Source organism: Kitasatospora sp. NPDC001547, assembly GCF_042894165.1.
In the GTDB taxonomy this organism is placed as follows: domain Bacteria; phylum Actinomycetota; class Actinomycetes; order Streptomycetales; family Streptomycetaceae; genus Kitasatospora.
Genome location: NZ_JBIAVL010000001.1, coordinates 537446 through 563353 on the forward strand (window position 1 = coordinate 537446; position 25908 = coordinate 563353).

25 protein-coding genes are annotated in these 25908 nt (G+C 75.4%); 10 read left to right on the forward strand and 15 right to left on the reverse strand.

What is annotated here, in order from left to right; all coding sequences use genetic code 11:
• Positions 1–15: 15 nt before the first annotated feature.
• On the forward strand, positions 16–549 hold the full coding sequence (locus tag ACFY0X_RS02125) for a hypothetical protein (protein WP_387747801.1): 534 nt from the start codon (positions 16–18) through the stop codon (positions 547–549).
• Between the two features lie 201 nt (positions 550–750).
• Positions 751–1470, forward strand: a complete 720-nt coding sequence (locus ACFY0X_RS02130; RefSeq protein WP_387748065.1) for a response regulator — start codon at positions 751–753, stop codon at positions 1468–1470.
• Positions 1471–1508: 38 nt separating this feature from the next.
• On the opposite strand, the gene ACFY0X_RS02135 is transcribed toward ACFY0X_RS02130, so the two are convergent.
• Both ACFY0X_RS02135 and ACFY0X_RS02140 read right to left on the reverse strand, forming a co-directional pair.
• Complete coding sequence (locus ACFY0X_RS02135) at positions 1509–2090, reverse strand: TetR/AcrR family transcriptional regulator (RefSeq protein WP_387747803.1); 582 nt, start codon at positions 2088–2090, stop codon at positions 1509–1511.
• A complete protein-coding gene (locus ACFY0X_RS02140) occupies positions 2087–3232 on the reverse strand; it encodes a saccharopine dehydrogenase (RefSeq protein WP_387747805.1) in 1146 nt (381 codons plus the stop codon). Before ACFY0X_RS02140 ends, ACFY0X_RS02135 begins: the two co-directional genes overlap by 4 nt.
• A gap of 39 nt (positions 3233–3271) precedes the next feature.
• Here ACFY0X_RS02140 and ACFY0X_RS02145 point away from each other — a divergent pair, with 39 nt between their 5' ends.
• The 3 genes from ACFY0X_RS02145 to ACFY0X_RS02155 all read left to right on the forward strand — a co-directional run bounded on the left by ACFY0X_RS02145 (position 3272) and on the right by ACFY0X_RS02155 (position 6465).
• Positions 3272–4111, forward strand: a complete 840-nt coding sequence (locus ACFY0X_RS02145; protein ID WP_387747807.1) for an alpha/beta fold hydrolase — start codon at positions 3272–3274, stop codon at positions 4109–4111.
• A gap of 282 nt (positions 4112–4393) precedes the next feature.
• A complete protein-coding gene (locus ACFY0X_RS02150; protein WP_387747809.1) occupies positions 4394–5245 on the forward strand; it encodes a universal stress protein in 852 nt (283 codons plus the stop codon).
• Positions 5246–5460: 215 nt separating this feature from the next.
• Positions 5461–6465, forward strand: a complete 1005-nt coding sequence (locus tag ACFY0X_RS02155; RefSeq protein ID WP_387747811.1) for an Acg family FMN-binding oxidoreductase — start codon at positions 5461–5463, stop codon at positions 6463–6465.
• An 81-nt stretch (positions 6466–6546) separates the two neighbouring features.
• Here ACFY0X_RS02155 and ACFY0X_RS02160 read toward each other — a convergent pair whose 3' ends face one another.
• The 3 genes from ACFY0X_RS02160 to ACFY0X_RS02170 are packed head-to-tail and all read right to left on the reverse strand — an operon-like array spanning position 6547 to position 9424.
• Positions 6547–7032: a copper chaperone PCu(A)C gene (locus tag ACFY0X_RS02160; protein ID WP_387747813.1), complete on the reverse strand. Its 486-nt coding sequence runs from the start codon at positions 7030–7032 to the stop codon at positions 6547–6549.
• Complete coding sequence (locus ACFY0X_RS02165; RefSeq protein WP_387747815.1) at positions 7029–9266, reverse strand: heavy metal translocating P-type ATPase; 2238 nt, start codon at positions 9264–9266, stop codon at positions 7029–7031. The genes ACFY0X_RS02160 and ACFY0X_RS02165 overlap by 4 nt, the downstream gene beginning before the upstream one ends.
• Positions 9263–9424: a hypothetical protein gene (locus ACFY0X_RS02170; protein WP_387747817.1), complete on the reverse strand. Its 162-nt coding sequence runs from the start codon at positions 9422–9424 to the stop codon at positions 9263–9265. Before ACFY0X_RS02170 ends, ACFY0X_RS02165 begins: the two co-directional genes overlap by 4 nt.
• Positions 9425–9934: 510 nt before the next feature.
• Between ACFY0X_RS02170 and ACFY0X_RS02175 the strand changes: the two genes are divergently transcribed.
• The gene (locus ACFY0X_RS02175; protein WP_387748067.1) at positions 9935–12133 is read left to right on the forward strand and encodes a M4 family metallopeptidase; all 2199 of its coding nucleotides are present in this window, start codon (positions 9935–9937) and stop codon (positions 12131–12133) included.
• Between the two features lie 120 nt (positions 12134–12253).
• On the opposite strand, the gene ACFY0X_RS02180 is transcribed toward ACFY0X_RS02175, so the two are convergent.
• From ACFY0X_RS02180 to ACFY0X_RS02195, 4 genes are all read right to left on the reverse strand, one after another.
• Positions 12254–12655 carry an NTP pyrophosphohydrolase gene (locus ACFY0X_RS02180; RefSeq protein WP_387747819.1) on the reverse strand — a complete coding sequence of 134 codons (402 nt, stop codon included), beginning with the start codon at positions 12653–12655 and terminating at the stop codon, positions 12254–12256.
• A gap of 135 nt (positions 12656–12790) precedes the next feature.
• A complete protein-coding gene (locus ACFY0X_RS02185; protein WP_387747821.1) occupies positions 12791–13204 on the reverse strand; it encodes a PPOX class F420-dependent oxidoreductase in 414 nt (137 codons plus the stop codon).
• A 50-nt stretch (positions 13205–13254) separates the two neighbouring features.
• Positions 13255–13779 (reverse strand): AAA family ATPase, encoded by a 525-nt coding sequence (locus tag ACFY0X_RS02190; protein ID WP_387747823.1) that lies wholly within the window; start codon positions 13777–13779, stop codon positions 13255–13257.
• A gap of 104 nt (positions 13780–13883) precedes the next feature.
• Entirely contained in the window at positions 13884–15236 is a 1353-nt protein-coding gene (locus ACFY0X_RS02195) for a D-alanyl-D-alanine carboxypeptidase family protein (protein WP_387747825.1), read from the reverse strand.
• 172 nt (positions 15237–15408) lie between these two features.
• Between ACFY0X_RS02195 and ACFY0X_RS02200 the strand changes: the two genes are divergently transcribed.
• Entirely contained in the window at positions 15409–15606 is a 198-nt protein-coding gene (locus ACFY0X_RS02200; RefSeq protein ID WP_387747827.1) for a hypothetical protein, read from the forward strand.
• 209 nt (positions 15607–15815) lie between these two features.
• Here ACFY0X_RS02200 and ACFY0X_RS02205 read toward each other — a convergent pair whose 3' ends face one another.
• The 4 genes from ACFY0X_RS02205 to ACFY0X_RS02220 are packed head-to-tail and all read right to left on the reverse strand — an operon-like array spanning position 15816 to position 17424.
• Complete coding sequence (locus tag ACFY0X_RS02205) at positions 15816–15977, reverse strand: hypothetical protein (RefSeq protein WP_387747829.1); 162 nt, start codon at positions 15975–15977, stop codon at positions 15816–15818.
• A gap of 10 nt (positions 15978–15987) precedes the next feature.
• The gene (locus tag ACFY0X_RS02210; protein ID WP_387747831.1) at positions 15988–16263 is read right to left on the reverse strand and encodes a transposase; all 276 of its coding nucleotides are present in this window, start codon (positions 16261–16263) and stop codon (positions 15988–15990) included.
• Positions 16244–16534 carry a hypothetical protein gene (locus tag ACFY0X_RS02215; RefSeq protein WP_387747833.1) on the reverse strand — a complete coding sequence of 97 codons (291 nt, stop codon included), beginning with the start codon at positions 16532–16534 and terminating at the stop codon, positions 16244–16246. Before ACFY0X_RS02215 ends, ACFY0X_RS02210 begins: the two co-directional genes overlap by 20 nt.
• 32 nt (positions 16535–16566) lie before the next feature.
• A complete protein-coding gene (locus ACFY0X_RS02220; RefSeq protein ID WP_387747835.1) occupies positions 16567–17424 on the reverse strand; it encodes a TetR/AcrR family transcriptional regulator in 858 nt (285 codons plus the stop codon).
• A gap of 80 nt (positions 17425–17504) precedes the next feature.
• Between ACFY0X_RS02220 and ACFY0X_RS02225 the strand changes: the two genes are divergently transcribed.
• The 3 genes from ACFY0X_RS02225 (at position 17505) to ACFY0X_RS02235 (ending at position 23293) form a co-directional block, all read left to right on the forward strand.
• Entirely contained in the window at positions 17505–18356 is an 852-nt protein-coding gene (locus ACFY0X_RS02225; protein ID WP_387747837.1) for a siderophore-interacting protein, read from the forward strand.
• A gap of 172 nt (positions 18357–18528) precedes the next feature.
• Positions 18529–22101, forward strand: a complete 3573-nt coding sequence (locus tag ACFY0X_RS02230; RefSeq protein WP_387747839.1) for a S8 family serine peptidase — start codon at positions 18529–18531, stop codon at positions 22099–22101.
• A 223-nt stretch (positions 22102–22324) separates the two neighbouring features.
• Positions 22325–23293 (forward strand): alpha/beta fold hydrolase, encoded by a 969-nt coding sequence (locus ACFY0X_RS02235; RefSeq protein WP_387747841.1) that lies wholly within the window; start codon positions 22325–22327, stop codon positions 23291–23293.
• 81 nt (positions 23294–23374) lie between these two features.
• Here the strand turns inward: ACFY0X_RS02235 and ACFY0X_RS02240 are convergent, their stop codons facing one another.
• Together ACFY0X_RS02240 and ACFY0X_RS02245 are read right to left on the reverse strand one after the other, a co-directional pair.
• Positions 23375–24817, reverse strand: coding sequence for a VWA domain-containing protein (locus tag ACFY0X_RS02240; protein WP_387747843.1), 1443 nt, complete (start codon positions 24815–24817; stop codon positions 23375–23377).
• Positions 24814–25686, reverse strand: coding sequence for an AAA family ATPase (locus ACFY0X_RS02245; protein ID WP_387747845.1), 873 nt, complete (start codon positions 25684–25686; stop codon positions 24814–24816). The genes ACFY0X_RS02240 and ACFY0X_RS02245 overlap by 4 nt, the downstream gene beginning before the upstream one ends.
• Between the last annotated feature and the right edge of the window lie 222 nt (positions 25687–25908).

A 25908-nucleotide genomic window follows, 5' to 3' on the forward strand; every position in this document is an offset into this window, starting at 1 on the left:
CAGGAAGGCCGGGTCGTGAACCACACCGTTCTCGCCATCGGCACCGCCGCCCTCACCGCGAGCGGCTGTGTCTGGTACCTGCCCGCCATCGCCGACCTCCAGGCCGGCGCCGACCGACCGCGCTCCACCCGTACGGCCGCCGCGGCCTGCGTGCTGTGGTGGGCCGGGCTCGCGCTGGCGGGCGGGCTGCTGCTCGTCCTGCCGGACTGGCGGCCCGCCGCGCAGATCGCACTCGCCGGCCTGGTCGGCGGCGCGGCGCTGCGGCTGCGGGCCCTGGGCGACCGCCGCCGGGAGGTGCGGGAGGCGGCCGCCCGCTGGGCCGCCCTGGACGCCGGGCCCGCCCCGCGCTCCGACCGGCCGCCGGCGCTGGTGCTGGCCGGGTGGCTGGTGGTCGGCGCGGCCGTCGCCTCGCTGGGGGCGGCGGCCATCCTGCTGTCCGGCGGCGGCGCGGTGGTGCCCCGGGTGGTGCTCGCGGCGGTCAGCGGCGCGGGCGTCGCGCTCGCCTTCCTGCTGATGGGGCTGGGCAATGTACGGCGGCAGGGGCGCTGAGGCGCCCGCGCCGACAGCCGGGTGCCCGTTGCCGGGGGCGGGGGCGGGGGCGGGGGCGGGGGCGGGGCTCCGGGCCCAGGGCACCGGGGCCCGGTCCGAATGGGGCCGTTGGGCCCTGGGGCGGCGGCCGGATCCGGGGGAGGATGCCCTGGGCCCCGCTGGGAGTGTGCGGGGGTGTGACGAAGGCGGAGCCGCATCATGATGGCGACCAAGACGGAGGGTGCCGAGGCCTCGGCACCGGTCCGGGTGTTCCTGCTGGACGACCACGAGGTGGTGCGCCGCGGCGTGCACGACCTGCTGGACAGCGAGCCGGACCTGGAGGTGGTCGGCGAGGCGGCGACGGCCGAGCAGGCGCTCGTCCGGGTGCCCGCCCTGCGGCCCGACGTGGCCGTGCTGGACGTCCGGCTGGGCGACGGCGACGGCGTCTCGGTCTGCCGTGAGCTGCGCTCGCGGATGCCCGGGCTGGCCTGCCTGATGCTGACCTCCTTCGACGACGAGGAGGCGCTGCTGGACGCCGTGATGGCGGGTGCCGCCGGCTACGTGCTCAAGCAGATCAGCGGGACCGACCTGGTCGCCGCCGTCCGCACCGTCGCCTCCGGGCGCTCGATGCTGGACCCGGGCGCCGCGACCCGCCTGCTCAACCGGCTGCGCAGCGACGCCGAGCCGGCCCAGCCGGTCACCACCGGGCCGGGCCTGACCGCGCGCGAGCAGGAGGTCCTGGAGCTCATCGGCGAGGGCCTGACCAACCGGCAGATCGGCGAGCGGCTCTACCTCGCCGAGAAGACCGTCAAGAACCACGTATCGCGGCTGCTCGCCAAGCTCGGTGTCGAGCGGCGGGTGCAGGCCGCCCTGATCGCCACCGAGCTGCGCCAGGCCTCCGCCGCCCCGCAGTCCTCCGTGCTGCGCGCCGGCCGGTTCTGACCCGGCCGCCCGGCTCCCTCCGGGGCGGTTCGGCTCCCTCACAGTCCCAGCAACCCCCGGGCGGTGCGCAGGAGTTCGGTGTCCGCCGAGGTCTCCGGGGCGCCGGCCAGGCCGGAGCGGAAGAGCGAGGCGCCCTCGATCAGCATGATGAACACCTGGGCGCGGGCCCGGCGTTCGTCCTCCCCGAGGGCCGGGCGGCGTTCGGCGAGGAAGCAGACGACCAGGTCCCGGTAGCGGGTGTAGAAGGCCTGGACGGCGGTGGCCACCGAGGGGTCGCGGGCGGCCAGTGCCCACAGCTCGGCGAACAGCCGGACCAGGCGGGCGTCCTGCTGCTCGGCGAGGAGGGCGCGGATCAGGTCGTCCTCGTCGCGGCCGGGGTCGAGCAGCGGGGCGAGCCGTTCCGCCGAGCGGCCGAGGACGCGTTCCAGTACGGCGCCCACCAGCTCGGCGTGGGTCGGGAAGTAGTGCTGGAGGTGGCCGAGGCGCACGCCCGCGGCAGCCGCCACCGCCCGCATGGACAGCTCGCTGCCGCCGGTGGTGACCAGCAACTCCTCGGCCGTGTTCAGCAGTTGCTCGCGCCGCTGGGCGCCCTTGCCGCTCAGGCCCCGGGTGTTGCTCATGCCGCCGCCTCCGTACCGGGCCGCCCGTCGGCCGCGGAGACCGTGACGGTGACGTCCAGGGCCGCGAGGGCTCCCAGGACTCGCCCGGGCAGGGGGGTCTGCTCCGGGAAGGCCACCCCGGCGGGCGGCGGGGCGCCGTCGGTGCCGAGCGTCCGGCGCAGCGCGAGCAGGGCGCCGACGGCGGTGAGCCGGGCCTGTCCGGCCCGGTCCTCGACGGTGGCGGTGAGGGTGCGCCCGCCGGAGCCGACGTCGACGCGCAGCCGGGCGGTGCCGCCCTCGCCGGGGGAGTACAGCAGGGCGCGGCGGGCGCCCTGCCAGCGCTCGCCGCGCCCCCAGCGGAAGAACCCGGCGCGGCGGGCGGCCAGCAGGGCGGTGGTGGAGGAGCGGGAGCTGAAGCCGATCCGGGTGGTGGCGGTGGTGGCGCCCAGGGTGAGCGGGAGGGTGAACTGCTCGGGGGTGTCGATCCCGGCGACCAGGGTCGGGGAGTCCCCGATCCGGACGGTGCGGGGGCGGCTGAGCGGGGTGACGGAGCGGCGCAGGCCGTCCTGCACCACCTCGTAGTCGAGCCCGAGGCGGTCCATGAACTCCACCGAGTCGGCGCCGGCCCGGTCGGCGAGGTCCCAGCGGACGGCGGTCTCGATCCGCTCGGCGCCGCCCAGCCGGTCCGCCAGGGCGGCGGCGACCAGGCTGGTCACCCCGCCCATCCAGGCGGAGGAGAGCAGCACCGGGGCGGTCGGGCGCAGCAGGGCGGCGAGCGTGGCCGCGCGCTGCAGCCGGGCGGTCCAGCGGGTGACGTCCACGTACGGGACGCCGGCGCGGACGGCGGCCCGCAGCACCCGGTCGTCCGGGTCGTTGACCACCCCGACCACCGCCCGGACGGCGGCGCCGAACGGCTCGGGGTCGGCGAGGTCCCAGCGCCGGACGGTGGCGTCGCCCAGTTCGGCGGCCAGGGCGGCGCCGCGCCGTTCGGAGCGGCCGGTGAGCAGCAACGGCCAGGCGGGGGAGGCGAGTCGGGCGAGTTCGGCGCCCACGGTGCCGTAGCCGCCGACCAGCAGGACGGGGCCGTCGGGGTTGTGGCTGAGGCGGTCTGAGGGGAAGGTGGGGTGTACGGGCAGGCCGTCGCCCACGGGGTCGGTGCTCATGGGAGACAAATATAGGTCGTCCGACCTAAAATTGTCGTCATGACGTACTCCGCTGCCCCCGGATCGACCTTCGACCTGCATTCGTTCGACAGCGGCCACGGCCGCCTCGCCTACCTCGACGCCGGCTCGGGCGAGCCGCTGGTGCTCCTCCACGGCGGCCTGCTGGACCACCGGAGCTGGGCGGACCAGCTCCCCGCCCTGCTGCCCGAACACCGGGTGATCGCACCGGACACCCGCGGCCACGGCGCCTCCGACAACGCGAGGCGGCCGTTCCGCCCCGCCGACGACCTGGCGGACCTGCTGCGCCACCTCGGCCTCGGCCCGGTCACCGTGGTCGGGCTCTCCATGGGCGGGACGATCGCCCTCGACCTGGCGCTCGAACACCCCGAGCTGGTCCGCGCGTTGGTGATCAGCGGCAACGGCACCGGCGAGTCCGAGTTCAACGACCCGTGGCTGCGCGAACTCGCCGCCGAGCAGGGCGCCGCGCTCGCCGAGGGGGACGGCGAGCGCTGGCTCGACTCGTTCACCCGGCTCGCCTCCGGTCCGTACCGCGGCCTGGACGAGGTCGACCCCGAAGTGGTGCGCCGGCTCAAGGAGATGACCCGGCACACCGTCGCCAAGCACACCCCCGACGAGCCCCAGTACCTGGTGCCGGTGACCGACACCTGGAAGCGGCTGACCGGCATCACCGTCCCGCTGCTGGCGATCAACGGCGGCATCGACTCGGTGGACCACATCGGCCTGGCCGAACGGGTCTGCCGCACCGTCGTCGACGGCCGCGCGGTGACCGTCGAGGGCACCGCGCACTACCCGAACATGGAAAGGCCCGCCGAGTTCAACGCCCACCTCCTGGGCTTCCTGCGCGCCCTGCGGGGCTGACGGCTGACGGCCCCGGCGCCCGGCCGGGACCGAGTGCCGTCCGATCGGCGGGACCGCCGTGTTCCCGGCAGCGCCATCGTGTCGGCGGTGGGGACGGCGGGGTCGGCCGTAGGCTCCGTCGGGCGGGCCTTTCGTCCCGTCGCGGAGGGTCCTGCGGCCTCTGCCGCCGGGCCGTGCACCGCTGCCAGGGTGGGGGAGGAGCGGACGGGGCGTCAGAGCGCACCGCGGCCCGCACCGAACCGCCGAGCGTCGACAGCGTGTCGACAGTGTGGAGGAGGACTCATGACGTCAACCGTGCTGGCCGGGGTCGACGGATCGCCGCAGAGCACCGCGGCCGCCCGCTGGGCCGCCACCGAGGCGGCGCGCCGGGGCGCCTCGCTGCGCCTGGTGCACGCCTGGCCGTGGCTGACCGACGGCGTGTCGTCCTTCGCCGAGCCGGACACGCTGCCCGAGGCCGTCCGCCGCATCCTGGCCGAGGCCGCCGAGGACGTCCGCGGTCCGCACCCGGAGCTGGCCGTGGAGACCGACGCCGTGCTGGACGCACCGGTGGACGGTCTGGTGGCCGCCGCCGAGGAGGCGGAGCTGCTGGTGCTGGGCTCGCGCGGCCGCGGCGGCTTCACCGGGCTGCTGCTGGGCTCGGTCAGCAGGTCGGTGGCCGGGCGCAGCCCGGTGCCGGTGGTCGTGGTGCGCGAGGCCGGCGCGGAGGGCGCGGGCGAGGTGGTGGTGGGCGTCGACGCCCACACCCCGGAGGCCGAGGTGCTCGACTTCGCCTTCCGCGAGGCGGCCCTGCGCGGCGCCCGGGTCCGGGCGGTGCACGGCTGGGAGCTGCCGCCGGTGTTCGGCTACGCGGGCGGCGCCGTCCCGGCGGCCGAGCTCGCGCAGCTGGAGGCGCTGGAGGCCAAGCTGCTGACGCTCGCCCTGGCCGGGCCGCGCGAGCGGCACCCGGACGTCGAGGTGGTCGAGGACGTGCAGCTCGGCGCCGCCCGCGCCCTGGTCGAGGCCTCGGCCGGCGCCGCGCTGGTCGTGGTCGGCCGGGGCCGCCGCCCGATCGAGCTCGGCCCCCGGCTCGGCCGGGTCGCGCACGCCGTCCTGCACCACACCGAGGCCCCCGTCGCGGTCGTTCCGCACGGGTGACGGGCGGCCCGTCCGGTGGATCCGCCCCCGTCCCGATCCACCGGACGGGCCCTCCCCAGGCCTGCGAACGCCTGGGGGCGGCCGGAGGAACAGGCCCAAGGGCCCTTTCGCCGGCCCGTGCCGGGCGCGCACCCTCGGAAGCAGCGGGACCTCCGGGCACGCGCGCGGACCCGGCGGTCGAAGCCGAAGCCCCGCGGTTGAAGGAGTGCATCGCCATGACGCTCGACCCGGCCCTCACCCCGATGCTCAGCGCCGCCGACCTGCGCCTGCTCGCCGCGGCCGGCGGCGCCGCGCCGTCGCTGCACAACAGCCAGCCCTGGCGCTTCACGCCGACCCCGGACGGGCGCGGGCTCGCCGTGTACGCCGACACCGGGCGCTCCGTACCGCTGGCCGACCCGGTCGGCGCCGCGGTGCACATCGCGGTCGGCGCGGCCGTGTTCAACCTGCGGGTGGCGGCCGGGCGGCTGGACCGCGAACCGCTGGTGCGGCTGCTGCCGGACGCCGCCGAGCCCGGGCTGCTCGCCGTGCTGGACCTCTCCCGCCCGGCCGCCGAGCAGACGCCGTTCGGCCGCGACCTCTACCCCGCCGTCGCCGCCCGGCACTCCAGCCGCCTGCCCTTCACCCAGCGCGACGTGCCCGAAACGGTGGTCGGCGAGCTCATCGACGCCGCCCGCGAGGAGGGCGTCGTGCTGACCGTGCTGGAGGAGGAGGGCGTACGGCGGGTGCAGGCGCTCACCGCCGAGGCCGAGCGCCGCAACGCCGCCGACCCGGCCCGCACCGCCGAGTCCCGCGCCTGGCTGCGGCCCGACGACGGCACCGCCGGGGACGGCATCCCGCAGGCCGCGCTCGGCCCGCAGGACCACGACGCCCGGGTGCCGATGCGCGGGTTCGCGGGCCGCCCGCCGGTGGCCCCCGGGCAGCAGCCGTCCCAGCGCTTCGAGGCGCTGCCCCAGCTGTGCACGCTCAGCACCCCCGGCGACGGCCCGCTGGACTGGCTGCGCACCGGGCAGGCGCTGGAGAGGGTGTGGCTGCTGGCCACGGTGCACGGGGTGCGGCTCACCGTCTGGCACCAGGCGATCGAGTGGCCGGACACCCGCTGGGCGCTGCGCGACCCGGCCGCCGGGCCGGGCCACGTCCAGCTGGTGCTGCGGGCCGGCTACGGCCCGCCCGGTGCGGCCACCCCGCGGCGGTCCGCCGAGGAGACCCTCGGGGGTTCCTGAGCAGCCGTTCCCCAGCAGCCGTCGCCCAGTAGCCGCTGCCCAGTGGCCGTCGCCCAGCAGCCGGCTCGGCCCGTGCCCCGCTCAGCGCGGCCGCTCGGCCGCGGGCAGCACCTGGGCGGCGAGCCGCAGCGGCGGGCTGTGACGGAAGGTGAGGGTGAACTCCACCCACTGGCCGGCCCGCAGCGGCGGCGGGTCGGCGATCATCAGGTCGGCGTCCTCCGGGGTCATCCGCAGCTCGCCGCGGCCCGGCACCGGGAGCGCCGGGGCCGCCTCCCAGCGGCCCGCCGCGCCCTGGTGCAGGTGCCGCTTCGGGGTGATCCGGCCGCCGAACCGCCAACTGGCACCGGTCAGTTCGTCCGGTACGTCGCCCGGGTTGCGGACCGTGAAGAAGGCCGCGGTGGCGGAGGCCGCGCCCGCCGCGGGCAGCAGCACCCAGCCCGGCCCGGCCTCCACCGGGCGGGCGCGGCCGGCCCCGCCGACCGCCGTCCACCCGGAGAGCAGGACCAGGGCCAGCGCCGCCGCGCCGACCGGCGGGCCGACCACCCCGAGCCGTCCGACCGCCTTCACCGACGGCCTCCCCGGCGCCGTCCGTGCCCGGGCTCCCAGGTGCGCAGCCGCAGGCTGTTGCCCACCACGAGCAGCGAGCTGAGCGACATCGCGACCGCCGCCAGCATCGGGTTGAGCAGCCCGACCGCCGCCAGCGGGATCAGCACCAGGTTGTAGCCGAAGGCCCAGAGCAGGTTGGCCCGGATGGTCGCCAGGGTCTGCCGCGCCAGCCGTACGGCGTCCACCACCGCCTCGATGTCGCCGCGCACCAGGGTCAGCCCGGCCGCACCGATCGCGGCGTCGCTGCCGGAGGCCAGGGCCACCCCGAGGTCCGCCGAGGCCAGTGCCACCGCGTCGTTGACGCCGTCGCCGACCACCGCCACCGTCCGGCCGGAGGCGCGCAGCTCGGCCACCACCTCGGCCTTGCGCTCGGGGGAGGCGCAGGCGTGCACCCGCCCGATGCCCAGTTCGGCCGCCACCGCGCGGGCGGCGCCGGGGCCGTCCCCGGTCAGCAGGACGGTCTCCAGGCCCAGCCCGCGCAGCCGGTGGAGCGCCCGCCAGCTGCCCGACCGCACGGTGTCGCCGACCTCCAGGACGGCCGCCGGCCGCCCGTCCAGCTCGACCGCGACGGCCGTGCGGCCCGTCTCCCCGGCCCGCGCGACCGCCTCGGCCAGGGCCGGCGGCAGGACGGTGTCGTCCGGCCGCACCACCCGGACGGCCCGGCCCCCGACCGTCCCGGACACCCCGAGCCCGGTGGTGGCCGCGAAGCCCTCCACGGCCGGCGGCGGCCCGCAGCGCTCCCGGGCGGCCGCCGCGACGGCCCGGCCGATCGGGTGCTCCGAGCGGTGCTCGACTGCGCCGGCCAGCCGCAGCGCCTCGTCCTCGGCGAGACCGCCCGCGGTGGTGACGGCGGCCAGCTCCATCCGGCCGGTGGTCAGCGTCCCGGTCTTGTCCATCACCACCGTGTCCACCCGGCGCAGGCTCTCCAGCACCTCCGGGCCGCGCACCAGCACGCCCAGCTCCGCGCCCCGTCCGGTCGCCGCCAGCAGCGCCGTCGGTGTGGCCAGCCCGAGCGCGCACGGGCAGGCCACCACCAGCACCGCGACCGCCGCCGTCACCGCCGCCTGCGGCTCGGCGCCCGCCCCCAGCCAGAAGCCCAGCACGCTCGCCGCGACCGCCAGCACACAGGGCACGAACACCCCGGCCACCGCGTCCGCGAGCCGCTGCGCCCGCGCCTTGCCCGCCTGGGCCTGCGCCACCAGCGCGGTGATCCGGGCCAGTTGGGTGTCCGCGCCGACCGCCGTGGCCCGGACCACCAGCGCGCCGCCGACGTTCACCGTCGCCCCCGCCACCAGGGCCCCGGGGCCGACCTCGACCGGCACGCTCTCCCCGGTCAGCAGGCTCAGGTCGAGCGCCGAACCGCCCTCGACCACCACCCCGTCGGTGGCCACCCGCTCGCCCGGCCGCACCACGAACTCCTGCCCGGGCAGCAGCAGTTCGATCGGCACCAGGCGCTCCTCGCCGTCCGCGTCCCGCAGGCAGACCTGCTTCGCGCCCAGCTCGGCCAGCGCCCGCAGCGCGGAGCCGCTGCGCCGGCGCACCCGGCCCTCCAGCAGCCGCCCGGCCAGCACGAACAGCGGCACGCCGACCGCCGCCTCCAGGTACACGTGCGCGGTGCCGCCGCCGTCGGCGGTCAGCGAGAACGGCATCCGCATGCCCGGATCCCCGGCCCCGCCGAGGAACAGCGCGTACGCCGACCAGCCGAAGGAGGCCACCACACCCAGGCTGACCAGGGTGTCCATGGTCGCCGCCGCGTGCCGCAGGCCCCGCAGGGCCCGGCGGTGGAAGCCGGCCGACCCCCAGGTCACCACCGGCACGGCGAGCCCGAAGCAGACCCACTGCCAGGCGGTGAACTGCGCCGACGGCACCATCGACAGCACCAGCACCGGGACGGCCAGCAGGGCGGTGACCAGCAGCCGCCACCGCTCGTCCGGCTCCTCGGCCGCCACCCCGACCGGCGCCCCCGCGGGCAGCGGCGCGGCGGTGTAGCCCGCCCGCTCGACCGCCGCCACCAGCTCGCCGACCGGCACCCCGGCCGGGTGCAGAACCCGGGCCCGCCCGGTCGCCAGGTTCACCCCGGCCGTCACACCCTCGATCCGGGCCAGCCGCTTCTCGACCCGGCCCACGCAGGCGGCGCAGGTCATCCCGCCGACCGCCAGATCGGTGGCGACCACGGGCTCCGCGACGGCGCTCACCGCATGCCGCCCATGTCGTGCCCACCCGCCCCGGGCGGCGCGCCGCCCCCGTCGGCGGGCCGCAGCCCGGGCGACACCGGCCCCACCTGCCGCCCCACCCCGTAGGCCACCGCGAACACCACCACCAGCAGCAGGAGGAACCCCGCCAGCACACTCAACGGCCGGACACCCGGCGACTTCGCACTCACGCCCCACCAGTCGGACGGCCACCCCGGCCGGTTCCCGGAAGCTCGGAAACAGTGCGCGAACAATCGGATGACGGCCGAGGAGCCGGGGACGGTGGGGCGCCGTCGGCGCTGCCCGCCTTTTCTCCCGCATTTGCCCGTCTGCTGACGGATCATCACCTCGACATTAGGTTGATGGCGAAGGGATTTCGGCCAACTTGTCGCCGCACGGGGTGACGCGTTCCCACCAAAGCTGGCACTGTACCGTCCCATCGCGGCAGAGGCCCTTGCCGTCGCACGCGCACCACCCGACGCGGCGATCGCGTCGGGTCGGGTCGGACACACCGTTCCACCCGTTCGGACCACCAGCTCTACCGGGCGGCACCACGCTCGCCGCCCGGCTGACTCCGGCCGCCCCGAACCCGGCCGTCGCAGAAGGAGTTCCGTGTGACTCGATCCTTCCGAAAGGCCACCGCCGCAGGCGCGTTGATAGCCAGCGCCGCGATGGTGGTGACCGCTCTGACGTCCGGCGTCGCCGCCGCCGACGAGACTCCCGCCGTGGCCTCCGCCGAGGCCCGGGCCTTCGCCGGCGCGCTGCCGGTGGAGCTTTCGCCGGAGCAGCGCGGTGATCTGCTGGCCTCCGCCGACGCGTCGCTGGCGAAGACCGCCGCCTCGCTGAACCTGGAGTCGAAGGAGGCGCTGGTCGTCCGGGGCGTCACCAAGGACGCGGACGGCACCGTGCACACCCGTTACGAGCGGACCTTCGACGGACTGCCGGTGCTCGGTGGCGACCTGGTCGTCCACACCGCGCCGGACGGCTCCACGAAGGGCGTCGACAAGGCCACCGAGGCGAGCATCGCCGTCGACACCGCGCCCAAGGAGAGCGCGGAGGCGGCGAAGGGCCTCGCGCTGGAGAGCGCCGGGGAGGCGAAGGTCGCGGAGCCGGCCGCCGACGACGCCCGCAAGGTGGTCTGGGCCGCCTCCGGCACCCCGCGCCTGGCGTGGGAGACGGTCGTGACGGGCACCCAGGAGGACGGCACGCCGTCCGAACTGCACGTCATCACCGACGCCGCATCCGGCAAGAAGATCTTCGAGTACCAGGGCATCGAGACCGGTGTCGGCAACAGCAAGTACTCCGGCCAGGTCGACATCGGCACCACGGCGGCCGGCGGCGGCTTCGCGATGACCGACAACACCCGCGGCGGCCACAGCACCTACGACCTGAACGGCACCACCGGCACCAGGACGCTGTTCACCAACCCGACCGACACCTGGGGCGACGGCACCGTCGCCAACCGGCAAACCGCCGCCGTCGACGCCGCCTACGGCGCCCAACTCACCTGGGACTACTACAAGAACGTCCACGGCCGCAACGGCATCAAGGACGACGGCGTCGCCGCGTACACCCGGGTCCACTACGGCAAGAACTACGTCAACGCGTTCTGGTCCAACGCCTGCTTCTGCATGACGTACGGCGACGGCGCGGGCAACGTCAAGCCGCTGACCTCGATCGACGTCGGCGGCCACGAGATGACCCACGGCGTCACCTCCGCCACCGCGAACCTGGTCTACAGCGGCGAGTCCGGCGGCCTGAACGAGGCCACCTCCGACATCATGGCCACCGCGATCGAGTTCTGGGCGAACAACCCCCAGGACCAGGGCGACTACCTGATCGGCGAGAAGATCGACATCAGGGGCGACGGCAGCCCGCTGCGCTACATGGACAAGCCGTCCAAGGACGGCAAGTCCAGGGACTACTGGTCGGCGGACCTCGGCTCCGTCGACGTGCACTACTCCTCCGGGCCGGCCAACCACTGGTTCTACCTGGCCTCCGAGGGCAGCGGCGCCAAGACCGTCAACGGCGTCGCCTACGACTCCGCGACCTCCGACGGCCTGCCGGTGACCGGCATCGGCCGGGACGCCGCCACCAAGATCTGGTACCGGGCGCTCACCACCTACATGACCTCGTCCACCAACTACGCGGCCGCCCGGGTCGCCACTCTGAAGGCCACCGCCGACCTCTACGGGTCGACCAGCGCGACCTACCAGAACGTCGCCAACGCCTGGGCGGCCATCAACGTCGGCCCGCGCGTCGTCGACGGCCTCCTGCTGGACCCCGTCGACAGCCAGATCACCGCGATCGGCACCGCCGCCGATCTCCAGGTGAAGGCCGTCAACTTCAACCCCGGCGTCGTCACCTACCACGCGACCGGCCTCCCGCTGGGCCTGACGCTCCACCCGGTCACCGGCCGCGTCACCGGCGTCCCGGCCCTTCCCGGCACGTACCCGGTCACCCTCACCGCCAAGGCCTCCCACCACAGCAGCCTGACGACGACGTTCTCCTGGAAGGTCTCCGCGGGCATCTTCGCGAACACCACCCCCCTGCCGATCCCGGACGGCGGCCCGGCGGTCTTCTCGGACATCGCCGTCGACCGGCTCCCCGGCCAGGCGCCGAGCGACCTCAGGGTGTCCGTGGACATCAAGCACACCTGGCGCGGTGACCTGGCCATCGACCTGGTCGGCCCGGACGGCACCGTGTACCCGCTGAAGAAGAGCAACCTCGGCGACTCGGCCGAGAACGTCGTCGCGACCTACACGGTGGACGCCTCCGCCCAGCCCGCCAAGGGCACCTGGCGGCTCCGGGTGCAGGACGTGTACCGCGGCGACTCGGGCCGCCTCGACGGTTGGAAGCTCGTCTTCTGACCGTCACGCCTCATCGAGGTGATCCGGCCGGCGAAGCGCCCGCTTCGCCGGCCGGACCGTTCCCCGCAGGCGCGGTACGGTTCCTCGCCGGGCTCCGGGTCACCTGGTCGGGGCCCGGCGCTACGGCCGCACAGTGCGCGGCCCGGTCACGGCGGCGCCGAGGGCGCCGACCCGGGACCGCAGTCCGCGGTCGGCGGTGGCCACCAGGCAGGCCCGCTCCGGGTGCTCGGCCCGCGCCGCCCGGACCAGCTCCACGATCCGGTCGTCCCCGCTGCCGTCCGCCTCGACCACCCGGACCTCGGGCAGCCCGGCGACACCCCGGGCGCCGCCCTCCACCACCAGGACCACCTCCAGCGGGCCGGGCAGCTCCGGCAGGCCCCGGGCGGCGAGTGGGACCAGGGCGTCCCGCAGCCGCCCGGCGGCGCCCCGCCGGTCCCGCCACCAGCCGTCCGGGACGGAGCCGACCACGTTCGCGCCGTCGACCACCAGCAGGGGCGGCGGCGCGGCCTCGTTCTGTTCCATGGCCGCCAGCCTGCCACGCCCGGACGGCCGCGCAGCGGCGGTCGGCCTGCCGGGGTGGGGTGGCAGGCGTCCGGCCGACGGGTGGCGTCCCGGCGGCGGTCGGTGTCCCGGCGGCGGATGGCGTCCGGGCCGCCGTCAGTCCGTCAGCGTGATCCGGATGCCGACGGTCCCGCGCTCGCCGCGCCGCAGCCGGCTGCCGAGCAGGGTGAGCACGCCCAGCAAGCCGTACTTCTGGCGCAGCAGCGTGCGGTAGGCGCCGGTGCGCTCGGGGCCAAGGATCTCGGCGGTGGCGGGGTACTGCTCGCCGGTCGGGCGGCCCTTGACGTCGCAGGGACCGACCAGCACGTCGGCGCGGTTGCGGATCCGCTTGACCTTCCAGGAGTCCGCGACGGTCCAGACACCGAGCGCCTCCCCGTCGCGCACCACCCACACCGGGGTCGGCACGGCGGTGCCGTCCTTCTTGTACGTGGTGACGAGCAGGTAGCTCCCGGAGGAGAGCTGCACGATCCGGGCGAGCCGGTCCGCGGCGGAGGGGTCGGGCGTGGTCATGGCCGGAAGTCTAGGGCCTGTCTCCCGGGCCTCCCACGCGTCGGCGCGGGTCAGCCGAACGACGGCCACCGGTGGGCGGCCCACCGCCGCCAGTCCACCGGGCCGGGGGGCGGGCCGACCGGCCCGCGGCCCTCCAGCTCCGCCGCGTCGGGCTCCTCGAAGTGCGCCCGCCCGTGCCGGATGTCGGCCTCGGTCATCGGGAACGTCTCCTCGGGGGAAGTCGCCCAGCGGTGGGCGATCCGGGCGCGCTGGGTGGCGTCGTCCACCGGCAGGTAGACCATGCGGAAGCACGCGCCCTCCGCCTCCACCAGCCAGCGGATCGCGGAGCGCTCGTCCCGGGACCAACAGCCGTAGTCCACCACGACGTCGGTGCCCAGCCGGACCGCCTCCAGGGCGAGCCAGAGCAGGCGCCCCTCCAGCACGTCGCGCTTCCCGTCCGCCTCCGCCGTGCCGAACAGGGGGAGCATCCAGTCGTCGGGCGTCAGGCGCAGTGCGCCGTGCTCCGCCGCGAGCCGCCGGGCCTCCGTGGTCTTGCCGGCGCCCGGCAGGCCGACCATCAGGAACAACGTCGTCACCCCTGGATGGTGCCCGCGGAGCCGGGTGTCCGGCCACCGATTTCTCCGGCCGGCCACGGCGGGGCGGCTGCCCGACCCGCTCCCGAGCGGGGACCGGCCGGCGCTCAGCGCGGCGGGCGGTGCCGGTGGCTCCGGGCGGAGTGGACCAGGGCGCGGGCGCGACGGGTGAGGCGGCGCCGGCCGCGCCCGCCGACGGTGGTGGCGCCCCCGAGGGCGGTCGCGCCGCCCCCGCCGTACGCCGGGGCGGCCACGGCCCGGGCGGGTGCGGTGCGGCGGCGGGCGGCGGTACGGGCGGTGGCCCAGGCGGCGAGGGCGGCGCCGAGGGCGGCGGCGGTCCAGGCGGCGGGGGCGAGGCCGGTGCCGGAGCCGCCGGTCACCGGCGGGCGGGACCAGGGCGGCACCTGCTCGACGGCGTCGGTCTCGGCGTCGGCCCCGGGTTGGGCCCCGGCCTGCGCGGTGGGGGAGGGCGCGGCGACCTCGTCGACCAGTCGGCCGACCGGCTGGACCTTCCCGGCGGCGGCGAAGCCCCAGTCCAGCAGGCTGGCGGCCTCGTCGTAGACCTTGCTCTGCACCTCCGGGTGCATCACCGTCACCAGCAGGGTGCGGCCGCCGCGTTCGGCGGCGCCGGTGAAAGTGGCGCCCGCGTTGGTGGTGTAGCCGTTCTTGACGCCGATCAGGCCGGGGTACTTGCCCAGCAGCCGGTCGGTGTTGGCGATGTCGAAGCTGGCGCGCTGGCCGGTGAGCTTGTCCAGCCCGCCCGGGAAGCGCGCGGTGCGGGTGGCGCAGTAGGCGCGGAAGTCGGCGTTGCGCAGCCCGGCCCGGGCGAAGAGCGTGAGGTCGTAGGCGGAGGAGACCTGGCCGTCCATGTCGTAGCCGTCGGGGGAGACCACCCTGGTGTCGCGGGCCTGGAGCGCCCGGGCGCGCTCCTGCATCTCGGCGACGGTCCGCTGGAGGCCGCCGTTCATGTGGGCGAGGACGTGGACGGCGTCGTTGCCGGAGCTGAGGAAGACACCCCGCCAGAGGTCCTCGACCCGGTACGGGAGGTCTTCCTTGACGCCGACCAGGCTGCTGCCCGCGCCGAGGCCGGCGAGCTCGGCGGTGGTGACCCGGTGCTCCAGCGCCCGGTCGAACTTGGGCAGCACGGTGTCCGCGAACAGCATCTTGAGGGTGCTGGCCGGGGGCAGCGGCAGATGGGCGTCGCGGGCGGCGAGAACCTCGCCGGTGGCCGCGTCGGCTATCAGCCAGGAGCGGCCGGTCAGCGCCGACGGCAGCGCGGGGGCCCCGGCCAGCGGTGCGACCTGGACGGCGGAGAGGCCGAGCCGCTCGCCGCCGACGGCGGGGACGGCGTCCTGGGCGAGGGCCGACGGGGCGACGGCGGCGAGTGCCAGGGCGGTACCGGCGGTGGCCGCGGCCCTGGCGACGTACGGCGGCTTCGGCGGTATGCGGGTGGGGAGCACACGGCGAACGTACCCGGGCGGCCGCCGGGCCGCCGGGCCGGCTGCTCCGTCCGGAGCCGTGCGGAGCCGTGCGGAGCTGTGCGCGGCCGCGCGGAAACCACGACTTTGGTGGTGCCCGGCCGCGCCGAAAGTCGGATGCCCGGCCGAGGGGCGGCTTCCTAGGCTCGGGATCATGAAGACCCTGCTCGGCTACCTCGGTTCCGTGTTGATCGTCGGCGGCACCTCCGGCCTGCTGTCCACCTGGATCGACGGCTTCCGGCTGTTCGGCTTCGTCCGGGTCCTGGTACCGGTCGGCCACGAGGTCGCCGGGTACGCCACGCTGGTGGTGCTCGGCGTCGTGCTGGCCCTCCCCGCCGCCCACCGCGGTTAGTCGTTCCGTTCGGATCATCTGGCCGAAGCCGTGACCTCGGTGCTCGGGCAGCACCCCCGTGCCGTAGTGCCGGCCGTCACCCGTGCCGTTGCCGGGGATGACGAGTTCGGTGAAGGCGGCGAGCGAGCCGCATAGTCGAGCTCGCCGCCTCTTGACTGACCTCTGACCCGATGGCGAAACGCCGCGGCTTGCCGGGGCGTTTCCTCGGTTCAGCGCAAGCCGTCTGTGTCGTCGTGCTCTTCGCCGACTGGGAGTGGCCGACGGTCCTCCGCCGGGTCATCGCTGTGGATGGCCGCGGAGACCGCCCTGTTGTAGGCATCGTCGAGGTCGTCACCGCTTGCGTCGAGTATGTTCTCCCAGTCAATTCCCATACCTACGAGCCTACCCGTAGTGTCCGAGGAACCGGGCGATGTGGGCGTTGAGCCCGTACTCGACGGGCACGTCCCGCCACGGAACCCCAGTACGGACCCGAAACCGTATGCCATCGATCAACCGCCGCGGAGGCCGGACAGGTGGCCGGCCCGCCTTCGTGCCCTTCGGCAACAACGGCTCCAGCACCGCCCTGCTCGTCCGTGAGATCTCCCCGACCCATGAACCGTGATCATCCACAGCACCAGATCCACTTTCGCCACACAGCCTAGACGCAGCTGGTGCCATCAGCCCTGCCGACAGTTGCCCACCAGCCGATCACTCGGGCTGCCATCGCGTCAGGTCGCAGGCCCAGAGGGTCGAGACCGAAGTGTTCCTCCAGCTCCTGCCGCAGAAGCGCACCGATCTCCAGCTGGTCCGCGCCACCACGGAGGCGCTGGAGCAGAGGGGCGAGCATGCAGTCATACTCGTCCCGCACCTCGTCGGCGACGCCGATCGGATCCCACTGATTGAGCAGCTGCCGCAGGTCGTTCTCGGTGGCGTCGGTTCCAGGTCGCATCGCACCAGGGTGCCACCCGGGAACCGCCGTCATCACTCGCCCTCGCCATGATCGAAACCAACCGCCCAGGCGCCCGGGTCACCGTCCGCCCCTGAGGCCCCCCGGGCCCGGTGCGCCTCGGAGGCCTCCTCCGCCGCGATGCCGTCGAGCAGCACGGCGAGGCCGGTGCGGAAGGCCTCCCGGTGGGGGTCCTCCGGGGCGTCGCCGGTGGGGGTCTGGAGGGCGGCCAGCAGCGGGAAGCGTTGCGCGAAGTCCGGGGCCAGTTCGGCGAGTCGGGCCGAGCGGGTGGCCCACCAGTCCTCGTCGGTGACCCCGGTCGCGGCCGCCGCGCCGCGGGCGTCGGCGGCGGTGGCGGCCAGGCCGCGGACGAACTGCCAGAGGGCGGCGACCGCCCCGCGCAGTCGCGGCGGCGTCAGGCCGGCCGGTCGCAGCGCGCTCAACAGCGCCTCCATCGCGGCGAGTTCGGCGGGGCCGAGCACCGGGCGGGCCTGCGAGACCTGGAGCACCCAGGGGTGGCGCAGGTAGCAGGCGCACAGTTCCTCGGCCCAGCCGGTGACGGCCTGCCGCCAGTCGTCGGGCGCGGGAGCTTCGGCGGGAACGGCGGTGGGGAGTTCGGCGAGCGCCCGGTCGTGCATCAGGTCGAGGAGTTCGGCCTTGCCGGGCACGTAGGTGTAGAGCGCCATCGCGGTGCGGCCGAGCCGTTCGCCGACGGCGCGCATCGACAGGGCGGCCATGCCCTCGGCGTCGGCGACCGCGATGCCGGCGGACACGATCGCGTCCACACTCAGGCCCGGTTTGGGGCCGCTGCGCCCGGTGCGCGGCTCCTCGGGCGCGCCCCAGAGCAGGGCGAGCGAGCGGTGGGCGTCGCCCTGCCCGGCGTAGACGGTCATCCGGCATCTCCTTATGTCGTAAAGTATCTCTCCTGAGCAATTCTTTATGCCGTAAGGCTATCAATCGGAGGCGTTTCGCGATGACATTGCCCGTCACCTTCGTCGAGGTCGTCGAGGTCCGCCGGATCACCCCGCGCACCGCCCGGATCACCTTCGCCGCCGACGATCTGCCCGACACCGTCGGCACCGCCCCCGACCAGCAGCTCAAGCTCTGCTTCCCGCGCCCGGGGCAGCGCGAACCGGTGCTGCCCGCCCGGCAGGACGACCCGATGGGCTGGTACCAGGCCTACCTGGCGATCCCGGAGGAGCGGCGCCCGCTGCTGCGCAGCTTCACCCTGCGCGGACGGCGCCCCGGCACCCGACTGGTGGAGATCGACTTCGTGCTGCACGGCGACACCGGCCCGGCCGCCGCCTGGGCGCTGCGGGCCGCGCCGGGGGACCGGCTCGGGATGGTCGGTCCGTCCGCGCTGTACGCCCCGGCGGTGCCGTTCGCCGAGGCGGCGGCCGCCGCCGACTGGGTGCTGCTGGCCGGTGACGAGACCGCGCTGCCGGCGCTCGCGACGCTGGTCGGGGCGCTGCCCGAGGGGGTGCGGGCGTACGCCTGGATCGAGGTCGCCGACCGGGCGGAGCGCCAAAGCCTGGAAAGCCGCGCCGAGTTGGAGGTGGAGTGGCTGTACCGCGACGGCGCGACCCCGGGTGCGGTGCTGACCGAGGCGTTCCGGGACGGTGTGCTGCCGGCGGGCGAGCCCTTCGTCTGGCTGGCCGGGGAGGCGGGGGCGGTCCGGGCGATCCGGCGGTGCCTGGTCGAGGAGCAGGGGGTGCCGAAGGGGAACATCGACTTCACCGGCTACTGGCGCCACCGGCTGACCCAGGACGACGCGCCCACCCCCGAGGACCTGGCGGACGCCCGGGAGCGGTCGGCCGGCCGCTGAGCGGGGCTCGGAAAGGGCCGATCGGCTGAAAGCGGGGGGTTCGGCCCGATTTCCGCTCCGAATTTTACTGATCGATGGTCAACTTTACTTTCTGATGGGGATTTACCCCCTTGTCGTGATCCTCTCAGGTGCGTTGAAATGCGTCAGCTGTCCATCTGACGAGAGGATTTATATGATCAGCTGGCGGAAAACCCGGCTAACAGCCGCCGTCGCGGTCACCGCGGCGTCCATGGTCCTGAGCCTCGGGACGGTCGCCGGAGCGGCCCCGGCCGCCCCCGCCCCGCAGAACGCCCAGGCGGCGCCCGCGGACGGGGCCCCGGTGCCGGTGATCGTGATCCTGAAGGACCAGATCGCGGACGCCCCGGCCGACCACCGCCACCTGGGCGCCCGGCAGCAGAAGGCCGCCGACGCCCAGGCGCCGCTGCTGGACAGGGTCAGGGCGGGCGGCGGCACCGACATCAAGACCTTCGTGGTCGGCAACGCCTTCTCCGCCACGGTCGGTCCCGCCCTGCGGGCCCGGCTCCAGGCAGACCCGGCGGTCGCCGCGGTGGTGGCGGACGGCCAGGTCCAGGTCGCCCCGCCGACCGCGGCCAAGGCGAAGGCCGCCGCTGCCGCCGCGGGTGCCAAGGCGCCCAAGGCCGACGCCTCGCCACAGGCCGACGCCGCTCCGCAGGCCGTTCCGGGCAGCAACGGTCAGGACGGCAAGGCTCAGGACGGCAAGGCTCTGGACGGCAAGGGGCAGAGCGGCAAGGCTCAGGCGGCCGAGGAGAACGCGACCAACACGGTCTGCCCCTCCGACCCGGGCAAGCCGCTCCTGGAGCCCGAGGCCCTGTACTCGACCCGGGCCGTCACCGGCAACGGCAAGCCCGGTGTGGAGGACCTGGCCACCGGCAAGGGCGTCAAGGTCGCCTACATCGCGGATGGCCTCGACCCGGACAACCCGGACTTCATCCGGGCCGACGGCTCGCACGCCGTGGTCGACCACCAGGACTTCGCGGGCGACGGCTGGGACGCGCCGACCGGCGCGGCCGAGGCCTTCGGCGACGCCTCGGCGGTCATCGCCCAGGGCCGCCAGGTCTACGACGTCTCCGCGTTCGTCAACGCCTCGCACCCGCTGCCGACCGGCTGCACCATCCGCATCCGCGGCCTCGCCCCGGACGCCGACCTGGTCGCGCTGAAGGCCGGCGGCGAGATGATGTCCAACTCGTCGATCCTCCAGGCGATCGACTACGCGGTGCGGGTCGCCCACGTGGACGTGCTGAACGAGTCCTTCGGCGGCAACGTCACCCCGGACAGCGGCGCCCACGACACCATCTCGCTCTTCAACGAGCAGGCCGTCAAGGCCGGTGTCACCGTCGCCGTCTCCACCGGTGACGCCGGCATCAGCGGCACGATCGGCACCCCGGCCACCGACCCGTACGTGATCGCGGTCGGCGCCTCCACCGACAACCAGAACTACCAGCAGACCGGTTACGCGGCCTCCCAGTTCTCCAACCGGACCTGGAGCGACAACCGGATCTCCGCGCTCTCCTCGGGCGGCTTCACCCAGGCCGGCCGGACCGTCGACCTGGTCGCGCCCGGCGAGTCGGACTGGGCGCTGTGCACGCCCGACACCAGCAGGTACACCGACTGCAAGGGCTACAACGGCCGGCCCTCGCCGATCCAGCCGTTCGGCGGCACCAGCCAGTCCGCCCCCTTCGTGACGGGCGCCGCGGCCCTGGTCATCCAGGCCTACCGGGACACCCACGGCGGCGACTCGCCGTCCCCGGCCCTGGTGAAGAAGCTCCTCACCGGCACCGCCACCGACCTCGGCGTGCCGGCCGAGGAGCAGGGCGCCGGCCTGCTGAACGTCCGCGCCGCCGTCGAGGCCGCCCGCGGCTACGACGACGGGGACGGCACCGGGGGCGCGCGGACCGTGGTGGTCGGCACCGGCCAGGTCGACATCGCCGGCGCCCCCGGCTCGACCCACACCGCCGAGGTGTCCGTCACCAACACCGGCGACAGCACCCAGACGGTGAGCGCCGCGACCCGCACCTTCGCCCCGCAGTCGAGCGAGCGGCAGACCGTCCAGCTGGACCCGTCCTCGACGGACACCTTCAAGTACGCGACCAACGGCGCGGACTGGGTGCGCAAGCAGGTCACGTTCACCGTCCCGGCCGGCGCCGACCGCCTCGCGGCCTCGATCGCCTGGCAGGGCGCGCCCGACCCGGTCACCAACGGACCGGTGGTCCGCATGACGCTGCTCGACCCCTCGGGCCGCTTCGAGACCAACACCCGCCCGCAGGGCGGCGCCACCCCGGCGGACTTCGGCCTGGTCGACGTCCCGCACCCGGTGGCCGGCGAGTGGACCGCCGTCCTCTACACCCCGGCCGGTCCCGCCGGCTACAAGGGCGACGTCCAGCTGGGCACCGCCACCCAGCGCGCGGTGCCGGCCGGCGCCGTGAGCCCGAGCACCACCGACCTGAAGCCGGGCCAGACCAGGACCCTCAAGGTCCAGCTCACCACCCCGGCCACCAGCGGCGACTCCAGCCAGGCCGTACTGGTCTCCAGCTCCGACGGCCACACCACCAGCGTCCCGGTCGTGCTGCGCAGCCTCGTCCCGGTCGACCACGGCAAGGGCACCTTCACCGGAACCGTCACCGGTGGCAACGCCCGCAGCGCCTCGCCGACGCAGAGCTTCTCGTACGCCTTCGACGTCCCGAAGGGGCAGCGGGACCTGCGGGTCGGCGTGACTGTCGGCAAGGACCCGAAGCTGCTCATGCAGGGCGCGCTGATCAGCCCGAACGGCACCCCGGTCGACATCGAGGGCAACGGGCTGTTCGACGCCCAGGGCAACCCGGCCGGCACCGGTGACGGCGTCTCGGCCACCGCCGTCGCCCCGGCCGCCGGCCGCTGGCGGTTCGTCCTGAACGTGCTCGGCCCGGTCAGCGGCCAGGAACTCGCCCAGGACTTCACCGGCACCGTGGCGTTCGACCGGAACCAGGCCACCGCGGCCGGGCTGCCGAACGACACCCGCACCAGGCTGGCGGCCGGCAAGCCGGTCACCGTCCAGGTGGACTACACCAACAACACCGTCGCGACCCAGCGGATCGCGGCCGACGGCCGGCTGGACCGCCGGGTGGACCTGCCGCTGGTACCGCGGGGCGCCTCCGCGACCGTCAGCCTGCCGCTCAGCCTCGACTCCGCGGTGCCGTCCTTCCTGGTGCCGCCGGGCACCGACCGGCTCCAGGCCGTGGCGGCGTCCTCCACGCCGGCGCAGATCGAGCTGAGCGCCACCGCCGGCTCGCCGGACCTGTTCGGCGACCTGAGGAAGGCCCAGGACGGTTCGGCCGTCTCGGTCGCGACCGACCACGGCACCGCCGAGCAGCCGGTCGTCCCCGGCAACTGGGGCACCTTCGTCCAGCAGATCGGCCCGTTCGGCACCGGCGGGGCGCCGGCCGGCACCTCCACCGTCACGGCCACCGCGCACACCCTGGCCTTCGACCCGGCGCTGACCTCCAGCACCGGTGACCCGTACGCCGCCTCCGTGGACGCCTCGGCCGCGGCCGCCGTCCCGGTGACCGTCGCCCCCGGCGCCACCGGCTCGCTCCAGGTGACGCTGACCCCGGCCGGCCCCAGGGGCAGCACCGTGAGGGGCGTGCTGTACCTGGTCTCCGGCCCGACCGGCGTGGCCACCGCCAACAACGTCCTGAACACCACCGGTTCGGTGCTCGCGGCGATCCCGTACAGCTACACGGTGGGCTGACCTCACGCCGGTTCCACCGGAGTCGAGACCGAGGCCGTCCCGGATCGCCGGGGCGGCCTCGGCCGCGTCCGGTGGGCCGGACACCTTGCGGGCCGGACACCTTGCGGGTGGGGCCGTGCGGGCACCAACGCGGTACCGGCGCGGCACCGGTGGGTTCCGGGGCCGGTCGGCTGGGCAGGGTCGGGAGTGAACGGATGTCGTCACCGGATGGGGAGTCTTCGAGTTGAACCAGGCGATCAAGCACGGCGAGGCCGAGGTGAACGGCGTACGGCTGCACTTCGCGGAGCAGGGCGAAGGGCCGCTGGTCCTGCTGCTGCACGGCTTCCCGGAGAGCTGGTACTCCTGGCGGCACCAGTTCGGGCCGCTCGCCGAGGCCGGCTACCGGGTCGTCGCGCCGGACCAGCGCGGGTACGCCCGCAGCGCGCAGCCGGAGCGGGCGGACGCCTACAGCCTGCTGCACCTGGTCGGCGACGTGACCGCGCTGATCGGCGCGCTGGGCGAGGAGCGGGCGGTCGTGGTCGGGCACGACTGGGGCGCGCCGGTGGCCTGGACGACCGCCGCGCTGCGCCCCGACCTCGTGCGCGGGGTGGCCGGGCTGAGCGTACCGCCGCTGCCGGTGGGCGGGCCGCCGCCGCTGGAGGCGGCCCGGGCGGCCTTCGGCGAGGGCTTCTACCAGGTCTACTTCCAGGAGCCCGGCAAGGCCGACGCCGAACTGGCCGCGGACGTGAAGTCCAGCCTGCGCCGCATCCTCTGCGGCAGGCAGCCGGACGGCGTGCCCCGGCCGTGGATCATCCCCGAGGGCAAGGGGCTGCTGGACACCGTCCCGGAGCCGGAGCGGCTGCCGGACTGGCTCACCGACGCGGACCTGGACGTCTTCACGGCCGACTACGCCACCCACGGGGCGAAGGCCTTCACCGGCGGCCTCAACTGGTACCGCAACCTCGACCGCAACGCCGAACTGCTGGCCGCCTTCAGCGGGGTGACGGTCGACGTGCCCGCGCTGTTCGTGGTCGGCGAGCAGGACCTGGTCAACGCGATGGTCCCGCCCCCGGTGCTGGACCACCTGCTGGGGCGGCTGCCCAGGCTGCACCGCCACGTCCGGCTGCCGGACACCGGGCACTGGACGCAGCAGGAACGCCCGGCGGAGGTGACCGAGGCGCTGCTGGACTTCCTGGCGCACCTGGACAAGTGATCGGCCGACGGAACGCCGGTCGCGGCCGCCCGCCCGGAGCCGGCGTTCCGCCTCGGCGCGGACCAGTGGCCCCGGTCGGCGTCAGACCGGCAGCAGGCGGGCGATCAGCTCGCCGAGGCGGCGGGCGTTGCGGCAGGAGTGCATCTCCACCACGCCCGCGTAGGCCAGGGCGGCGGAGTCGCCGGTCGGCCAGAGCGAGGGCTGCTCGGGGTTGAGCCAGAATACCCGGCGGGCCCGGGCGTCGATCCGGCGCAGCGCGTCCAGGTTGGGGTCGCGCTGGTTGTTCCTGGCGTCGCCGAGGACCAGGACGCAGGTGCGCGGGCCGACCGCGTCCAGGTGGTGCTCGGCGAACCCGCCCAGCGCGGAGCCGTAGTCGCTGTTGCCGTGGTAGCCCGTGACCTCGGCCTCGGCGAGGATCCGGGCGGCCAGGCGGGCCGGGTCGTCGCCGCCGCGGAGGAGGCCGGTGACCTCGGCGGTGCGGTTGACGAAGGCGAACACCCGGACCTTGCTGAACTGTTCGCTCATCGCCTGCACCAGCAGCATGGTGAAGTCGGCGAAGCCGGCCACCGAGCCGGAGACGTCGCACAGCAGCACCAGCTCCGGGCGCGCCGGGCGGCGCAGCCGGTACGCGGGGCGCAGCGGTACCCCGCCGGTGGTCAGCGAGCGGCGCAGGGTGCGGCGCAGGTCGATCTCGCCGCGGGCGGCGCGGCGGCGCCGGGCGGCCAGACGGGTGGCCAGCTTGCGGGCCAACGGGTGGACGGTGCGGCGCAGTTCGGCGAGCTGGTCGCGGCCGGCGTAGAGGAAGTCGACCAGGTCGGGGGTGGGGGCGACGGCGCGTTCGGCGATCCGCTCGGGGCCGCGCAGCTCGGCGACCCGGCGGCGGGCCTCGCCGGCGGTCAGGGCGCGGAAGTCCCGGATGCGGCGGCGAATCTCGTCGGCGAGCACCAGGTCGGAGAGGTCCGGGGCGTCCTGGCCCTCGCGCAGGGCGGCCAGGACGCGGGCCAGCAGCGTCTCGGGGGCGAGCCGGCCGAGCGCCTGCTGGGCGGACCAGCCGCCGGTGCCGGGCGAGCCGCCGGTGCCGGGCGAGCCGCCGGTGCCGTACCGGCCGAAGGCCTCCACCACCTCGCCGGCCAGCCGGGCCTGGGCGGCGCGGTCGTCGGCGGCCAGCGCGGCGGCGAGGCGGTCGCGCAGCTGCTCGCGCAGCGGGTCGGGGCGGCCGAAACGCGGCGGCTCGGGGTCGTCGGGAACGGGCGGCGGGTCCGCCCGGACGGCCTCCAAGGTGCCGACGCCGAGCGGGAAGAACAGGTCGAAGGCGGCGTCGAAGACCGTCCGCTGGCCCTCCGAGCGCAGCAGGGCGGCGGCCAGGCCGGCCCGCATCCGCTCGCGGTCGGTGAAGCCGAGGACGTCCAGCACGGCGGCGGCGTCCACCGTCTCGGCCGGGCCGATCCGCAGGCCGTGGCCGCGCAGGGCGCGGACCAGGCCGGTGAGGCGGGCTGCGGTGTCGGCCGGCTGCGGCGCCGTCACGCCGGGGTGAGCTTCTGGGCGGCCTTGCGGACGTCGTCCTGGTGCTTGAGGATCACCCCGAGGGTGTCCCGGACGACGGCCTCGTCCAGGGTGTCGGCGCCCAGGGCGAGCAGGGTGCGGGCCCAGTCGATGGTCTCGGCGACGGACGGCGCCTTGCGCAGCTCCATCGCCCGCAGCGCGCCGACGATCCGGACCAGCGACTCGGCCAGCGTCTCGTCCAGGCCGGGCACCTTGAGCCGGACGATCCGGCGCTCCAGCTCGGCGTCGGGGTAGTCGAGGTGGAGGAAGAGGCAGCGGCGGCGCAGCGCCTCGGAGAGCTCGCGGGTGGCGTTCGAGGTGAGCAGGACGAAGGGGCGGCGGGTCGCGGTGATGGTGCCCAGCTCGGGGACGGTGACCTGGAAGTCGCTGAGCACCTCCAGCAGCAGCGCCTCCACCTCGACGTCGGCCTTGTCCATCTCGTCGATCAGCAGCACGGTCGGCTCCTCGCCGCGGATCGCGGTGAGCAGCGGGCGGGTGAGCAGGAACTCCTCGCCGAAGATGTCGGTGCGGGCCTCCTGCCAGCCCTCGTCGCGGCCGGCGGTGATCCGCAGCAGCTGCTTGGCGTGGTTCCACTCGTAGAGGGCGCGGGCCTCGTCGATGCCCTCGTAGCACTGGAGCCGGACCAGCCGGGCGCGGCCGATCTCGGCGACCGCCTTGGCGAGTTCGGTCTTGCCGACCCCGGCGGGGCCCTCGACCAGCAGCGGCTTGCCGAGCCGGTCGGCGAGGAAGACGGTGGTGGCCACGGCGGTGGAGGCCAGGTAGCCGGTGGCGGCCAACTGCTCGGCGGCGTCCGCCACCGAGGTGAAGAAGCCCGTGCTGTCGTCGCTCATCCGCCTGCCCCGTTCCGGTTGGCCGTCTGCGTGCGGCGCCACCCTACCGGCCGGTCACTTCGCTGTCTCGGGGGTTGGGGCGGGGGCGGGTGTCCGGGGACGGGTGACGGGGGGCGTTCGGTCAGGGCGCGCTTACGGGGCGGGTACGGCGGAGCGGCGTACGGCCCCGTGAAGGTGCCGTACGCCGCCGTGGTGCCGGCGGGCCTGGTGGGCGGTGGACCC

Bases quoted from the DNA above. Each gene is read 5' to 3' on its own strand.
- ACFY0X_RS02145 (WP_387747807.1), top strand. From the start codon at position 3,272: ATGACGTACTCCGCTGCCCCCGGATCGACCTTCGACCTGCATTCGTTC.
- ACFY0X_RS02180 (WP_387747819.1), bottom strand. From the start codon at position 12,655: ATGGAACAGAACGAGGCCGCGCCGCCGCCCCTGCTGGTGGTCGACGGC.
- ACFY0X_RS02200 (WP_387747827.1), top strand. From the start codon at position 15,409: ATGAAGACCCTGCTCGGCTACCTCGGTTCCGTGTTGATCGTCGGCGGC.
- ACFY0X_RS02225 (WP_387747837.1), top strand. From the start codon at position 17,505: ATGACATTGCCCGTCACCTTCGTCGAGGTCGTCGAGGTCCGCCGGATC.
- ACFY0X_RS02135 (WP_387747803.1), bottom strand. From the start codon at position 2,090: ATGAGCAACACCCGGGGCCTGAGCGGCAAGGGCGCCCAGCGGCGCGAG.
- ACFY0X_RS02185 (WP_387747821.1), bottom strand. From the start codon at position 13,204: ATGACCACGCCCGACCCCTCCGCCGCGGACCGGCTCGCCCGGATCGTG.
- ACFY0X_RS02155 (WP_387747811.1), top strand. From the start codon at position 5,461: ATGACGCTCGACCCGGCCCTCACCCCGATGCTCAGCGCCGCCGACCTG.
- ACFY0X_RS02175 (WP_387748067.1), top strand. From the start codon at position 9,935: ATGGTGGTGACCGCTCTGACGTCCGGCGTCGCCGCCGCCGACGAGACT.
- ACFY0X_RS02130 (WP_387748065.1), top strand. From the start codon at position 751: ATGGCGACCAAGACGGAGGGTGCCGAGGCCTCGGCACCGGTCCGGGTG.
- ACFY0X_RS02150 (WP_387747809.1), top strand. From the start codon at position 4,394: ATGACGTCAACCGTGCTGGCCGGGGTCGACGGATCGCCGCAGAGCACC.
- ACFY0X_RS02215 (WP_387747833.1), bottom strand. From the start codon at position 16,534: ATGCGACCTGGAACCGACGCCACCGAGAACGACCTGCGGCAGCTGCTC.
- ACFY0X_RS02140 (WP_387747805.1), bottom strand. From the start codon at position 3,232: ATGAGCACCGACCCCGTGGGCGACGGCCTGCCCGTACACCCCACCTTC.
- ACFY0X_RS02245 (WP_387747845.1), bottom strand. From the start codon at position 25,686: ATGAGCGACGACAGCACGGGCTTCTTCACCTCGGTGGCGGACGCCGCC.
- ACFY0X_RS02230 (WP_387747839.1), top strand. From the start codon at position 18,529: ATGATCAGCTGGCGGAAAACCCGGCTAACAGCCGCCGTCGCGGTCACC.
- ACFY0X_RS02210 (WP_387747831.1), bottom strand. From the start codon at position 16,263: ATGGCACCAGCTGCGTCTAGGCTGTGTGGCGAAAGTGGATCTGGTGCT.
- ACFY0X_RS02220 (WP_387747835.1), bottom strand. From the start codon at position 17,424: ATGACCGTCTACGCCGGGCAGGGCGACGCCCACCGCTCGCTCGCCCTG.
- ACFY0X_RS02205 (WP_387747829.1), bottom strand. From the start codon at position 15,977: ATGGGAATTGACTGGGAGAACATACTCGACGCAAGCGGTGACGACCTC.